The following is a 14535-nucleotide window of genomic DNA, read 5'->3' on the forward strand; positions in this document are numbered from 1 at the left end:
TATTCTTCTTCAAGACGCCCCCGCCTCCCGGCCGCTCCGGAGCCGGATGGGAGGGGGGCACGGCGGTGCCGCCCGGGACTCCGTCCATGGTGAGGTTTATCAAACCGGGGAAGTATTGGTTTGATGGCCTCGCCTTTCCCCGGGGGCCTACAAAAGGAAAAGTTGTTCTACCACCCTGTAATATCAGTTAGATGAATGGATAGTGGGACCCGGGAAAAAGCTCGGAACATGTTGAAGTGGATCCTTGCCGCGGCATCTTACGATGTCGAAGAGGTAGGCGACCCGCTGGACCTCTCAGCGGTCGGGAGTGAGGACGCTCTTGTTGTGCTCTGCTCCAACGACCCTGAGACGATCGAGAGTTTTGATTCTATGACATACCGCCTGCGCATAGGCGATGAGGACTGGGTCTGCAGGAAACTGCTCTTTACGCTGAATCCAGAGGTGCGGACGGACGACTGCATCCAGTGGGGCCCGAATGAGTTTGTCCGGCAGGCCGGCAGAGCCGCTCTGGCGGAGGTTCTCGGGCAACACCTGATCCTGGACATTCCATCGACAGACCGCGAGACGCCGAGGAATCAGGTCGAGGCCACACTCCTGGTGGATCAGGAACTGGAAGAGGATCCGGAGATCCCACATCTGCCGATTAAGGTCCCGGAGAAGCGCGCCTGTAAAATCGCAGGGATACAGGGGACGGCGAAATGCCGGTTCATCCCATACTGGAGTTACAACTACGTGAGCAGGGGCGAGCGCGAGGTCAAGAACCGGGCGATCTCCTTTGATGCTGAGGGAGGGGGCGCGATCAACGCCATCAACGGCCTGAAGATGGAGATCGACCCAGGCGAGATCGAGCGTGGTCAAATCCCAGCTGGCTCCGAGATCGTGCCTCCCCGCCTCATGCGTGAGGATGTTGAGGAGGAGATCGTGCAGGAGGTCACCGAACTCCTGACCCAGCGAATCCGGTTCCGCTACGAGAAAGGAGATACCATCTTTTACGAGGAGAAGACTCTCAAACCGGACCGTAACAATATCAGGGTCGAACTTGAGACAGTCTACGTGCCTGTCTGGCAGGTCAGGGGCGGGAGTAAGATCGTTGAGGTCAATGCGTTCAGCGGCGAGATCCTCTCTATGCCGATGGACGAGGGAGTTGAACTTCTGTAGGTAAACCATGATCATCGTCATCGGTGGAGGGCCTGCAGGCAGGCTCGGTGCGATGCACCTTGCGCAGGCTGGCAGGGAGGTCCGGCTTGTCGAGCAGCGCAAGATCGGAGGGCAGTGTCTCCACGACCGGTGCATGACGATCTGCGCGTTAAACGACGTGGCACGACTTATAGAGCAGACCAGGATACAGAAGGATCTCGGGATCCTTGACTGCGTTCCGACCATCTCCTACCCCATGATCTGGAGACGGATGCGCGAGGTTCAGGAGAGACTCTCCTCCGTCCTCGACGCCGAGACGCGGGAGGCGGGGGTCGAGATCGTATATGGGGCTGAAAGTCGGCTTGAGGGGGGCCGGGTCTTCATCGACGATGAAGAGGTCAGGGCGGAGGCCGTCCTGGCGGCGACGGGGTCGCGGGCGGCGATCCCCGACATTCCGGGCACCGATCTCCCGGGGGTATACACCTATCAGACGCTTCCCGCAATGTCAGACCTCCCCCGCCGCATGGCGGTGATAGGCGGCGGAGTGGTCGCAGCTGAGTTTGCCTACATATTCAATGCCTTCGGAGTTGAGGTCGAGGTGATCGCCCGTCATGGACTGCTCAAGGATCTAGATCCCAGGATGCGGTCTGCAGCGCTGCGCGACCTTGCCGGCGTCGGGATTCGGGAGCAGACCACTGTGGCGAGCATCGAGGGGGGCGGACGCGTCCGCTCGATCATACTTGCTAACGGCGAAGAGGTCGAGGCCGGGGCAGTCCTGCTGGCGACGGGTCTTGTACCCCGTTCGGAGTCGCTCCAGGGTCTTTTGAAGCGGCCGGACGGCGCGGTCATCGTGGATCAGAGGATGCAAACGAGCGTTGAGAATGTATATGCCGCAGGTGACGTCATAGGTCCGCCATACCTCACACCCGTCGCCCGCCGGGAGGGGCTGGTTGCGGCCGAGAACATCCTTGGTCACGAGGCTGTAATGGATTACAGATGCATCCCGCAGGCAATATCTCTCCGCTACGACCTCGCTTTCGCCTCGACCGACGGAGATGATGGATCGCTCACCCTATCTGCTCCGGCGCCGTCCGGGTCGGGCTCATTCTGGGATGTGGCAACCGGATGGACAGGACTTGCACGTATCCAGGTTGATCCTGAGAGCGGCAGGCTCGTCGGGGCGGCAGCCGCCGTTCCCGGGGCATCGTCCCTCTTCTCGTATCTAGCCCATCTGATGAAGCAGGGCATCACGGTGGCCGATTTTGCCGATATCATCGAGGTACATCCCTCGACCGACGGGATCTACTGGCTTGCCCGATACGCCGGGGATATACTGCAACAGAAGAAGAGGTGAGTTTGAGGGGGTCTTCTAGGCCTGCCGGAGCATCCGCCCGAATTTCGGGATGAAATCGTTTTTCCGGGACATGACACCCTCGAGCCTGAGGGGTTGGTCGCGCAGTCCCAGTCTGGAGAGACAGCCATCATCGCCGGCGGCAAAGAGATCGCTTGCGTTCTCAAAGATGTTTGTAAAAAGGGCGAAGAAGCAGTCGACTCCAAACGCCGTTCTCAGGCGCTCAAGTTCAGCACGGATCTCATCTGCATGGTTCTGTGAGAAATCGAAGGATGATGTCATCACCTGCGAGACCATGACGCTCTTCCCGAAGAGGTTGTAGCGCTTCATGTCCCGCGTGAGGAGTTCATCTTTCGGGAGTGAGTTGAGATCCATACCCTTCTTGATAAGTTCAGCGCCGAAAACGGCAGGATCAACCCCTGCGATCTCCGCAAGGTAGTCAGCTGCTCTTATATCCGCAGGGGTTGTGGTTGAGAGCCTCATCACCATTGTGTCCGAGAGGATTCCTGCAAGCAGGACACCGGCGGTTGACGGTGTGGGCTCCAATCCAGCCTCGATAAACTTGTTCGTGATGATGGTCGAGATCGACCCCACCGGATCGTTGAGGAACTTCACTGGCTTTAAGGTGGAGATCGCACCGAGACGGTGGTGATCTATGATCTCAAGGATGTCCGCCTTCTCAATCCCATCTACGGCCTGGGAATACTCGTTGTGGTCGAGCAGGATCACCGACTTCTGGACATCCTGCATCAACGTCGTCCGCGACACGAGTCCTATGTGCTCTCCATCTTCCCCCACGACACAGGCCGTCCTGAACTTGGAGTTCGAGACGACATCCTTTGCGTAATCAAGTGAGTCTTCAAGCCGCACCGTGGGAACGTCAGTCTCCATGATCATGCGCGCGGGAAGCGAGAGGCTGATCATCTTGCCGACGCTGAAAGCGTCAAGCGTTGTCGCGAAGACTGATGTCCCCCGCGACCTGGCGGCCTCAATAACCCGTTCACCCACCGGCGCCCCTTCGGCGATTATGAGCGCGGCAACCCCTGCCGATATCAGCGCAAGCTGGGCGGGCTCGTTGTCCCCGACGATCGCGATATCGTCTGGAGTCATCCGGGAGAGGGTGACGTGCAGGGCGTCGATGACGGTGTAGACCCGGCCTTCCCCGAGCATCTCGCGCGCCTGGACGACCACCCGCGCATCCAGGATACGTGCGATGGTCTCAAGCGGCATCGGGATCAGTGAGAGTTGTTCTTTCGGGTTCTTCCGGACGTAGGCCCGTGCAAGACCATACTCGCTGACCAGACCGACCAGTCTTCCTATATCGTCCGTGATCGGCATGTTGCGCATATCGTAAGTATCCATCATGGCAGCCACATCGATCGCCGGGAGATCCTGGCGGGCGCACCGGGTATCGAGCGGGATGTCCGAGACGGTGGGCTCGACGCTTGCTATGTAGACTGGCGGCTCAACGTTGAACGTCTCGAGAGCAAACCGCGCTTCCGGCCCCACCTCCCCGCAACGGGCGGGGATGTACTTCCCCGGTTCAGTGTGGTTGAGTAACTCCGCGTAACCGATGACGCTACAGATGCTGTCGGTGTCGGGCTGCTTGTGACCGATGATGTAGATCTTATTCTGTCCCATACTCCCCTCGGATCCCCGGGCCAGCCGGAGAACGATTGTCTCTTAGAGGTATCAACCTCTGCCATCAAATCTTTTGTCCAGGGGGTGCCTCTTCCAGGGGGCACATCCTGAGATCTTCAGGTCAACGACCAGGATACAATCTCTCCGCCTTCTGCCGGTAGTATATGCGCGGGGAGCATAAAACCATCTCCCGTCAAAGTCTCTTCTGTCAATCCCCTACCACAGATGCGGGCAGGCGGTGTGTGGCGATTGCGCACCCGCCGGCAGATCCATCCCCGAAGAAGTCAACCAAACCAGTGTAAAGCCTGATGCCACTGGTTTGAGAGCTTCCATCTGCAACAGGGGTCATGCGTAATTTCATAGTCCAGGAGAGCCGAAACTCTTATGAGCACGTCCTTGGCGGTCGACGCCCGAAACGGATGTGCTCCGACCCTCATTCGGCCCTCAATACGATAACAATACCCAGGCTGTGTGGAACAGATGTTACAGATGATTTCGTGGCTTGACGGAAATTTCAGGTCGCTTCAACCAACGCGTGCGACCATCATGAGAGCGCTGCGCCACCTGCGCCCTGCAGATCGAAAGAACCTCTTCTCCAGCGACATCCCCCAGATGCGGACTGCCGAAGGCCGCTGGTTTGAGGCGATTGTCTATGAGATGTTCCTGGAACTGTCGGTGCAGACCGACCTGATCCAGGCCGTTGTGGCGCGGGGGGCTGATGGACCCACAAAAGTCAGGCGCGCGCAACTCGGCCAGAACGGACTGTTCTACTCGAACATCGGGGACATCAAGGTCCGCGGCAACGGCCAGGATCTCGCCGAGGTGGACCTCGTGCTACTGGACCATACGGGATCGTTGACATTCGGGGAGATAGTCACCTCACCTGCCGACTTAAAAGAACTTGAGGAGGAGATCCACTACAAAAAGCACCTCTTCGGATACCTCTACGGGCAGCCGATCGTGCCGTTTCTTCTCATATCCTCTGTCGATATCTCCAAAACGGCTGTCGTCCGTCGTCTCCTGAAAGAGCCGGACAACGTCATCCTAACGACGCCGACCTGCGAGGAGTTGAAGACCCTGATCCGACAGAGTGACCTGAAACGCAGCCCGGTACGGCGAGTCCGGCACGACAAGTTGATCTCCATCAGTGATATTCCTCCCCGCCGTCCGTTTGATTACAAGAGACTGCATGATGAACGGTTGCAGAACATCATAGCGACGGTCACATCAGAGAGCGGTGCGCGGGAACTCGGTAGACCCGACGAAATCCCGCCGATCGTGAAGAAGGTCATCTTCGGGGGGCTCTATCCCTCCGCTGTCCGGATGCTCGACACCCGATACCCCATCCAGATCAGGGGAGAGACCTACGACCCTGATATGATCCAGAAAAGGTTCTCAAAGGTTGTCCTCGCGGTGAACATCCCGGAGTACCGGCCGATCATCTACCTGCGGACAAGGAGCAAGAGGGAGTACCTCAAGATGGTGCCAAGCAAGACCGGCGGATTTAGATTCGAGAGTCGGCGGACACCCCACATGGCGGGATTCTTCCTCTGGCTCGAGTCAATCCAGCCCTCGGTCGGGGCCGAACTGACGCGGGACCTCCTGGATGCGTTCCCTGCGGTTTCTGCTCCTGAAACGGTGGAGGTTGTCGAAAGGGGCATGCTGTGAGAGAGGGTAGGCGTGAACCGCCGGTTACCCGAAGAGGGTGAGTCTTTGACTCTATGGCGCCTGCGGGAACGGTCAGGGGCCGGTCACTTACAGCACAACTGGAGGTCGTCAAACCATGGGTATCCCGGCTTGATGGGCTCTGATTGGAAGATACTTCGAATGCATTATTTTTTGCCCTGACCGACCAGACCTTCTTTTCAGGCCAGGTTGAGATGCCCGATATCCAGATCGAACTTATCCAGGCCCTCCAGACGGGGGCGGCATGGCTTGAGGCTCCGATGAAGGTCTTCTCCCTCTTCGGACACCCGGGGTTCTTCCTTATCGTCATCCTCTTCCTCTACTGGTGCCGGAACCCCCGTCTCGGACTCCGTCTTGCGCTCCTCATGGGGGTAACCGTCGGGCTCAACCTGGCGCTCAAGGCCGCGTTCCATCTCCCCCGCCCATACTGGGTCGGCCAGGGTGTTCTGGCGCTCGAAAACAGCCCGTCGTTTGGGTTTCCATCGGCGCACGCCCAGTGCTCGGCAACGTTCTGGGGGCTGATCGCCATTGACAGGCGGCGCAGATGGTTCTCAATCTTCGCCGTCGCCATGGTGGTTCTCATCGGCGTATCACGACTATATCTTGGCGTCCATTTCCCCGCCGACGTTCTCGCAGGCTGGGCGATCGGCGCCGCCGTCCTCCTCGGCTTCCTTGTTCTGGAGGGGGCCGTTGGCCGCCGGGTTGGCGCCATGCCGCTGCACCGGCAGGTGTTCGCCGCATTTGCGGGCTCGCTTGCCCTGCTGGCAGCCTCTCTTCTCGCCATAATGGCTGCCGGGGACTGGCAGGTTCCTCTTGCCTGGGCGACGGCGGCGCTTGAGAACTCAGGGGTGCCGATACATCCACTCTCACTGCATGAAGCCGTGATGACATCCGGGCTCTTCTTCGGGTTTGCGGCAGGTGCAGCGGGGTTGAGCTGTCAGGAGAGGACGCCAGACAGAGGGAGTGGTTCGACCTGCCTCTTTCGCTTCATCGCGGGTCTCGCGGTGGCCGGGGCGATCTGGTATGGGTTCGGGATCCTCATTCCGCATGACGCTCTGCCTGCAACCTACTTCCAGGCAACCGTTGCCGCTGCCTGGGTATCCTGCGGTGCCCCGATTCTCTTTACCCGCCCAAAACCGGGCGCAAATGACCGGAAAAGAAAGGCTTGAGACGTTCCCGGGTCTCCATGGGTCGGATGAAGGGTGTTCCACGTCCCATAAGGTTTTTTCAGATCCTTTTTATCCCCCGCACACCATCTATCATCCATGCTTCTTGAGGGGATGACACTGGGCTGGATCATGATCGTGCTCGGGGCGGTGCTGCTCCTGATTGAGGTCTCCCAGCCGGGGTTCTTCCTCGCCGTCCCTGCAACTGTCCTCTTCATCCTGGGGGTTCTTCTCCTGCTCGGAGTGGATATCCTGACCTCTCCATGGGGGCTGGTCATCGGGATAATTGCGGCGATCCTTGCAGCTATTGTCACCATCTGGCTTTATGGCCGTATCACCCCGGCCGGAAAACCTCCGACAACGCTCTCTCGCGACTCGCTTGTCGGTCTTGAAGGGGTGGTGGTCAGGGAGGTCGATGACGAGACGCTCGCCGGGAAGGTGCAGATAGGAAGCATGGAGTGGAGTGCGCGTTCAGAATCCGGTCGTATCCCGGCGGGGCAAAGGGTTGTTGTTCTCCGGGCCGAGGGCGTGCATATCGTTGTGAAGGAGGTGGCCTGAGGTGGCATTGCTAGAGAGCGCCCCCTGGACGGGGCTGATCACCATATTCCTGATCATCGTCATCGTCATCATTTTTGCCAGCGGTGTGGTGATAGTGCAGCCTTACGAGCAGGGTCTCCAGATTCGTCTGGGGCAGTACATAGGGAGACTGAACCCGGGGTTCAGGTGGGTTGTGCCGCTGATCACGACGGTCAGGAAACTCGATCTCCGGACAGAGGTGATGGACGTCCCGCGGCAGGAGGTGATCACAAAGGACAACTCCCCGACAAACGTGGACGCGATCGTCTATGTCCGGGTGATCGACCCCGAAAAGGCCTTCTTCGAGGTGATGAACTACCGCTCTGCGACGGTGGCGCTGGCGCAGACAAGCCTGCGCGGGATCATAGGCGACATGGAACTCGACGAGGTCCTCTACAACCGTGATATCATCAACGCACGTCTCCGGGACATCCTTGACCGGGAGACGGACGCCTGGGGTGTCAAGGTCGAGCGGGTTGAGATCAAGGAGGTCGACCCGGTCGGACCGGTCAAGCAGGCGATGACCGAGCAGACCGCGGCCGAGCGTGAACGCCGGGCCGCGATCCTCCGTGCAGACGGAGAGAAGCGGGCGGCGATCCTTCGGGCGGAAGGCAATCGGCAGAGCATCATCCTCGAGGCTGAGGGCGAGCGGCAGAGCAAGATCCTGCGGGCCGAGGGCGAACGCCTCTCCAGGATCCTGCAGGCGCAGGGCGAGGCGCAGGGGCTGCGCATCCTATCGGTAGGCGCCAGGCCGCTTGACAAACGGGCGATCACGGTGCTCTCGCTCGATGCCCTCAAACAGATGGCTGATGGTCAGGCGACAAAGATAATCTTCCCATTTGAGTTGTCGAGCGTCGTCAAACAGGCCGCGGATTACCTTGGCGCAACGGCCGAGGCGCCCGAAGTTCCGGAAGGAGGAGACCTGCCCCCGGAGGATATCCTCGGGGAGATCCCGGGACGGGACGTGGTCAGAACTGCGGAGGAGGCGGTAAAGAGCATCGAGACCGATATCGACGTGGAGATGCAGAAGAAGTCGGGAGACCTGATCGGTCGGGGGGAGAGAGAGGATCAGTAAGACCTGACCTCCTGCCCTGGCTCTTTTTTCTCCATGGCAATCACATTTTGAGGCCATCAAACCGGTTTACAGGCGCTGCCCTGGTATGGATGATCCTCACCAGATGGCAGATAACAGCAGGGGTCTGTATTGCCGCAGCCCCTGCCAACCCATCCGGCGGGATCGCGGCCCTTCGTGAAGCCAGCCTTGAGGGTCAGGAGAGGGGACGGTCGGTGATACGGGGGAGAGAGAGCGTCGCGGTTACAGCCAGGGGCGGGGGGGCATCCTACCCCATCGCCAGCACCGAGCGCACCGCAGCGCCGATCAGCGGCATCGTGATGAGTAGGATCAGCATCACCGTGACGAACCCGCTGATCGAGGCGACAACACGTTGAGCGTACTGCTGGGACCAGCCCAGACGCTCGAAGAGCCGCTCGACCCCCTCCTTCATCATGTAACCGCCGTCGAGCGGGACGATCGGTATGGCGTTGAACATCCCGACAAGCAGGTTGAACCAGCCTGTCCAGAAGAGGAGGTGGACCAGCCCCCAGAAGAGGGGGAACGGTTCCTCCCAGGCCATCCGTTCGGGGGTGTCTGCAAGCAGGATGGCAAGCTGCATCGTGTTGCCCTGGATGAAAGCGTCGATCGGGACTATAGTCAGGTAGAGAGGTGCAAGCAGCCCGAGATCCGCGATCATGTCAAGACGCTCTTTCACTGCAGGAGCACTGTAGTAGTAGACCCCCATGAACCCGGAGTCCCGGTCATCACCGAGCACCTCCGGCCATTCAGCCAGGGTGAGGGTGCAGGTGCTCTCAACCCCGTCTTTTACGGCCGTCAGGGTAACGGTATCCCCCGGCCGCGTTCCCTCCATGATCGCGGCTATCTCTTCCTGGGTCTTCACGGGGATGCCGTTTATCTCCGTGATGACCGAGTAGCCCTGGATCCCGGCCTCTGCCGCAGGGTAGTCCTGGTAGACCCCCTGCACCAGGGGTATCGGGAGCGGTGTCGCCATCCCGATGAGAAGGAACATCACTGCAAAGCAGAGAAGGCCGAAGACTATGTTATTCGTGATCCCGGCGCCGAACATCCGGATCTTGGGCATCCCCCGGGCTCTCTCAACATCCTCCTCGTCGGGCTCGACAAACGCCCCTATCGGGACGACGGCTATGAGGAGACCCATGCTCCGCACCCGCATATCCTCGATCCGGGCAAGGATCGCATGCCCGAACTCATGGATGACGATCGTGAGGAGGAGACCCAGGATGACGGCCGCTGTGATCGGGATCGCCTGGTTGAGACCGGGTATCGCAAGGAGGTTGCGGGGGTCGTAGATCCCTGTAGGTTCAGGGGTATGCACCAGGTACTGAGGGACGGTGAGGATGAGGGCAAGCGTCATGAAGACCGAGACCACGACAACCATCACGACACCCAGGGTGGCGTAGGCCCTGAGCGGTGCCGCAAACTTCCGGAACCAGTCGAAGAACTCGACCCTCTCGGTCTTGATGGCCAGGATCGGGCCAAAGAACATGACGTGCTCCTTGAATAGCCCCCGCTTCCGGATGTAGAGGGCTATCGCCAGGTATGCCACAACGATGAGCAGGAGCATCTGGATCCAGGTCATCACTCAAGGGTTGTGGCGCGCGAGGCATAAATCCTTCCAGGTCACGAAAAGTCCAGGATCGTTCTCTGGGAGAGGTTTGCGACTGTCTTCCATGTCCTGCGGGCGCAGGGCGGCGGGGTCCCGTGATCACGGATGTAGCCGCGGAGAAACTCGACGGTTGCGGGGTCTGAGGGGTAGCCGCTCCCGATTTTCCCGTACCGCTCCTCAAGCTCCTCTATTGCGCGGTCACGGGTGACCTTTGCGACTATGCTGGCCGCGCCGACTATGATGCAACGGGCATCCGCCCGGTGTTCGGCGACGACATCACAGGGGAAGTCCAGGAGCGCGGCCACCGTCCGCCCGTATCGGTCAGCGTTGACATCACAGGCATCCACGTAGGCGCAATCCGGGCGGAGCCTCCGTATAACATCGGCATGGAGTTCGGCCACGCATGTGTTCATGCTCATCCGGCTCCGGGCCTCATCGATACCGGGGGCATCGATACTGACGATGGCAATCGAGAATTGCCGGGTCAGGAGATCATACAGCGCCTCACGCTGCCGGGGCCGGAGGGCCTTGGAATCCCGGATGGGGAGGTCTGCAAGGTCCTCGACTCGCTGACATCCCACGGCCGCGACCACCATCGGCCCGAGAACCGAACCTTTTCCCGCTTCATCAACCCCGCAGATCACGCATTCTGGTTTATTCGCAAGGTATTTCAATGCTGAGGGTTGAATCCAGATGGATGTATACGATCATCGTCGGCCTGGGTGGCATCGGCCGGAGCCTGACCGCGATCGCTGTCAACGCCGGTGATTCGGTGGTGGTGATCGACCAGAACGAAGAACGTGCAAGCGATGTCCTGGAACACTACGATGTCCTTGCGATCATCGGGAACGCGACAGACAAATCGGTGCTCGAGGACGCGGGGATCGACCGTGCCGACGCCCTGGTCGCCACAACGAGCGATGACGCCGTGAACCTTATGACCTGCTGGCTTGCAAAACGCTACAACGTCAGGAACGTCGTCTCGATCGTAAACCAGAAGGAGCATTCCGATCTCTTCAAGGAGGTCGGCGTCAGGATCAGCGAGAACCCCGACGAACTGGTGGCGACACGGTTATACTACTGGACAAAGAGCCCGAACCTCCAGCAGGTAGCCTCGATCCCTGGCGGCACCATATTTGAGATAGTCGCCGAGGAGGGGGCGCCAATAGTCGATCACGAGATCCGTGAACTCGATGTTCGGGACTTTGTCTTCATCGCCATCAGGCGTGCCGGAGGGGATCTCATCATCCCGAGCGGCACCGTCCGTATCCGTCCGGGGGATGTCATAACGGTGTTTACGAAAAAAGAGGCGGAGGCGGAGACCCTAAAGACCCTCAATAAACAACTGACGCGCTCAGGATAGGGCATCCCTGAGCGCTTTCAGCTCAAGGATCATCTTCGGGTTGCGCTTGATCAGTTCTTTGATGATGGCCCGTACAGAGAACTCTTTGAGACTCGCGCTGGCGATCGAGTCCGCCAGGGTGTTGAGTTTTGCATCGTCAAGGGTGACAAAATACTCTTTTATCCTGTAGTTTCTCTCAATCGATGCGCCCATCTTTGAGTTGCGCCATCCCGTGTCGTATGCCATCAGCGCTTCCTTCGAACAGTCGCCCGCGGCTATGCAGTCTGATGCGACCTGGCCGGCAAGCCTCCCGGTGAAGAGGGCGTTGCCTATCCCGCCGCCGGTGATGGGATCGACCACCCTGGCCGCGTCCCCGACGACCATGAGCCCGTCGGCGACCGTGCACTCAAGCGGCCGGCAGACGGGGACGCCGCCGACGATCGCCTCGATCATCTTCCCGTCGGGGAAGTTCTTTGCGACGAACCGGTCAAGGTAGTCCTTCGCCCTCGATCCATCCCGGCTCCTGCGGCCGGAGATGCCGATCCCGACGTTTGCCGTTCTCTCACCCTTCGGGAAGATCCAGAGGTAGCCTTCGGGCGCGATCGCGTTGCCAAGGTAGAAGTCCGTTGAACCGGCGTCGATATCTATATCGGTCATAAGATACTGGGCGCAGCTCATCATCTCCCGGAGAGGTACGGTGGTCTCGAGTCCGGCCCTGCGCGCGAACCGTGCCTCGACGCCGTCGGCGGCGATGACCACATCAGCCCGGATCTCTGCCGGAGTGCCGATCGAGATGACATTTGCGCCACGGACTGCGCCGTTCTCCATGATAGGCGCGGTTGCCCGTGTCTTGACGAAGACGTCCGCACCGGCCTCGGCCGCCTGCCAGACGAGTTCCCGGTCGAATATCTTGCGGTCGAGGACGTAACCAACCTCGTTTCCGGCTTTATCCTGTTCGAGGCTGATTGTTGTTCCGTTGGGGGCGATTATCCTGGCGCGCTCTATATCGGCGGATATCCAGCAGGGGTCGGGTTTTACATACTCTTTCAGGAGATCTTTGCCTATCCCTTCCGCACAGCGAACAGGGGTGCCGATTGCGGGACGTTTCTCGATGAGGCAGACCGAGTTCCCGGCCTCCGCTGCCGTCTTCGCCGCGAGAGCCCCTGCAGGCCCGCCCCCTATGACGAGGATATCGTATTTACTCTTCATTGCTGACCTCCAGTGCTCCGAGCGGGCACGCCCTGGCGCAGATACCGCAGGCTATGCACTCACCCTCCAGGCTGAGGTAGGCGTCGATCAGCTCAAGCGCATCCTCGGGGCAGACTGCGACGCAGGTGCCGCAGTATCCACACTTGTCTCGGTTTATCCTGAGCATTGTACTCATAATATCGCCTGTCCCCCAAAAACCTTTATGCTCCTTGCTTCAGTTGCTGCACCGGCGCCTCGATGCAGGTGGGAGCGGGGGCCACTACCCCATTTAACTTGCGGGGGTGAAGGGGGCGGAGCGGGAAGTCCCCGGTCGAGAGGAGAGGGGATGAAAGCGGAGCCGCCCTTCCTTCCTGCGATAGATATATTCCTCTTGAGTATTCTATTATAATTCACCCAACATGAGGTATAAACTTGATAGGTCTGCACATTCGGTACAGGTACGTCAGGACAGGTAAGCCTCGATGCGCTGAAGGAGTATGTTGACTCGCAGATAGAGAAGTAAATGATCGTTTCCTACAAGTACCGGGCGTATCCAGACGCAACCGTGGAAACACGGCTGAACACTGCACTTGATACCTGTAGATGGCTCTACAACAAACTTCTCGAAGAATGCAACACGGCACGAGAGGGTGGGATCTCTCCGACGATGCGGGGAACGCAGGCGCGGATCGTCACGCTGAAAGAGGAGAATCCTGCACTCAAGGACGTGTACTCTAAAGTGCTCCAGATGGTCAACTATACCCTCTGGAGCAACATCGCTGCACTCTCGCAGACAAAGAAGAGAGGACGGAAGATCGGCAAACTCCGATTCAAGAGTGCAGCCCGATACCGGACGCTCAATTATAATCAGTCGGGTTTCAAGATCGATCGCGAGCATAGTTCGATTACGTTCTCGAAGATCGGAACGATTCCGTTCAACATGCACCGACCCTACACCGGGAAGGTGAAGGGTGTCCTGATCACCCGTTCCGGCGATAGATGGTATGTGATCATTCAGACAGAGCAGGAGGTCTACAAGTCAAAGCGTGAAGGGCAGTCTGTCGGTATCGATGTCGGTCTGAACTCGTTTGCGGTCGATAGTGACGGTGCAGTGATCGAGAACCCCAGGTTCTATGAACATTCTCTGGGCAGGATCAAGAAGATCCAGCGGAGTCTTGCCCGGAAACAACGGTTCTCGAAAAACTGGAAGAAGGCAAAAAGGAAACTGGAGAAGGTCTATGATCATGTCACCAACCAGAAGAACGATTTCCTGCACAAACTCTCCCGTCAGTACGTTGACACCTATGCGACGATCTGTGTTGAAGACCTGAATATCAAGTATTTGAAAGAGAACGGCAAATCTCGCGGGCTCCGGAGAAGTATCCACAGTGCGTCGTGGGAACGATTTTATTCTTACCTCTCGTACAAGGCTGAAAGTGCTGGTACGGAACTCGTCAAAGTCGATCCCCGCGACACGACACAGATGTGTTCGAACTGTGGAAGCATCGTGAAAAAGACGCTCTCCGAGAGAGTCCACGAATGCCCATACTGTGGGTTTGTTGCCGATAGAGATTACAATGCTGCGGTAAATATCCACCGCGTGGGGATGGAACAGCCCTTTGAGCCTGTGGAGCCAAGACCTCTACATCACATCTCTGTGGTGCAAGTGTTGGCCATGAAGCAGGAACCCCCCCCTGAAGGGCGGGGTAGTTCACTTAGCACAAATTTCTCAGGATAACAGGGATC

The 14535-nt window shown here is 58.8% G+C and carries 13 protein-coding genes; 8 read left to right on the forward strand and 5 right to left on the reverse strand.

Annotation, left to right across the window (positions count from 1 at the left end; translation table 11 throughout):
• Positions 1–228 precede the first annotated feature (228 nt).
• Together R6Y96_RS10145 and R6Y96_RS10150 are read left to right on the forward strand one after the other, a co-directional pair.
• Positions 229–1158 (forward strand): hypothetical protein, encoded by a 930-nt coding sequence (locus R6Y96_RS10145; RefSeq protein ID WP_318621330.1) that lies wholly within the window; start codon positions 229–231, stop codon positions 1156–1158.
• 7 nt (positions 1159–1165) lie between these two features.
• Positions 1166–2491 (forward strand): NAD(P)/FAD-dependent oxidoreductase, encoded by a 1326-nt coding sequence (locus tag R6Y96_RS10150; RefSeq protein WP_318621331.1) that lies wholly within the window; start codon positions 1166–1168, stop codon positions 2489–2491.
• 15 nt (positions 2492–2506) lie between these two features.
• Here R6Y96_RS10150 and R6Y96_RS10155 read toward each other — a convergent pair whose 3' ends face one another.
• The gene (locus tag R6Y96_RS10155) at positions 2507–4129 is read right to left on the reverse strand and encodes a putative manganese-dependent inorganic diphosphatase (RefSeq protein ID WP_318621332.1); all 1623 of its coding nucleotides are present in this window, start codon (positions 4127–4129) and stop codon (positions 2507–2509) included.
• Positions 4130–4609: 480 nt separating this feature from the next.
• On the opposite strand from R6Y96_RS10155, the gene R6Y96_RS10160 reads away from it, so the two are divergent.
• The 4 genes from R6Y96_RS10160 (at position 4610) to R6Y96_RS10175 (ending at position 8632) form a co-directional block, all read left to right on the forward strand.
• Positions 4610–5797, forward strand: coding sequence for a hypothetical protein (locus R6Y96_RS10160; RefSeq protein ID WP_318621333.1), 1188 nt, complete (start codon positions 4610–4612; stop codon positions 5795–5797).
• Positions 5798–6009: 212 nt separating this feature from the next.
• The gene (locus R6Y96_RS10165) at positions 6010–6984 is read left to right on the forward strand and encodes a phosphatase PAP2 family protein (protein ID WP_318621334.1); all 975 of its coding nucleotides are present in this window, start codon (positions 6010–6012) and stop codon (positions 6982–6984) included.
• A 96-nt stretch (positions 6985–7080) separates the two neighbouring features.
• Positions 7081–7539, forward strand: a complete 459-nt coding sequence (locus R6Y96_RS10170) for an NfeD family protein (protein WP_318621335.1) — start codon at positions 7081–7083, stop codon at positions 7537–7539.
• A 1-nt stretch (position 7540) separates the two neighbouring features.
• A complete protein-coding gene (locus R6Y96_RS10175; RefSeq protein WP_318621336.1) occupies positions 7541–8632 on the forward strand; it encodes an SPFH domain-containing protein in 1092 nt (363 codons plus the stop codon).
• A gap of 265 nt (positions 8633–8897) precedes the next feature.
• On the opposite strand, the gene R6Y96_RS10180 is transcribed toward R6Y96_RS10175, so the two are convergent.
• Both R6Y96_RS10180 and rnhB read right to left on the reverse strand, forming a co-directional pair.
• Positions 8898–10232 carry a site-2 protease family protein gene (locus R6Y96_RS10180; RefSeq protein ID WP_318621337.1) on the reverse strand — a complete coding sequence of 445 codons (1335 nt, stop codon included), beginning with the start codon at positions 10230–10232 and terminating at the stop codon, positions 8898–8900.
• A 41-nt stretch (positions 10233–10273) separates the two neighbouring features.
• Complete coding sequence (rnhB, locus tag R6Y96_RS10185; RefSeq protein ID WP_318621339.1) at positions 10274–10903, reverse strand: ribonuclease HII; 630 nt, start codon at positions 10901–10903, stop codon at positions 10274–10276.
• Positions 10904–10956: 53 nt separating this feature from the next.
• On the opposite strand from rnhB, the gene R6Y96_RS10190 reads away from it, so the two are divergent.
• The gene (locus R6Y96_RS10190) at positions 10957–11622 is read left to right on the forward strand and encodes a potassium channel family protein (RefSeq protein ID WP_318621341.1); all 666 of its coding nucleotides are present in this window, start codon (positions 10957–10959) and stop codon (positions 11620–11622) included.
• Here the strand turns inward: R6Y96_RS10190 and R6Y96_RS10195 are convergent.
• Entirely contained in the window at positions 11614–12810 is a 1197-nt protein-coding gene (locus R6Y96_RS10195; RefSeq protein WP_318621343.1) for an NAD(P)/FAD-dependent oxidoreductase, read from the reverse strand. The two genes, R6Y96_RS10190 and R6Y96_RS10195, sit on opposite strands and share 9 nt — an antisense overlap.
• Positions 12800–12976 carry a 4Fe-4S binding protein gene (locus R6Y96_RS10200; protein WP_318621345.1) on the reverse strand — a complete coding sequence of 59 codons (177 nt, stop codon included), beginning with the start codon at positions 12974–12976 and terminating at the stop codon, positions 12800–12802. Before R6Y96_RS10200 ends, R6Y96_RS10195 begins: the two co-directional genes overlap by 11 nt.
• A gap of 336 nt (positions 12977–13312) precedes the next feature.
• Here R6Y96_RS10200 and R6Y96_RS10205 point away from each other — a divergent pair, with 336 nt between their 5' ends.
• The gene (locus R6Y96_RS10205; RefSeq protein WP_318621346.1) at positions 13313–14527 is read left to right on the forward strand and encodes an RNA-guided endonuclease InsQ/TnpB family protein; all 1215 of its coding nucleotides are present in this window, start codon (positions 13313–13315) and stop codon (positions 14525–14527) included.
• Positions 14528–14535 lie beyond the last annotated feature (8 nt).

It is taken from the genome of Methanoculleus receptaculi (genome assembly GCF_033472595.1).
Classification (GTDB): Archaea; Halobacteriota; Methanomicrobia; order Methanomicrobiales; family Methanoculleaceae; genus Methanoculleus; species Methanoculleus receptaculi.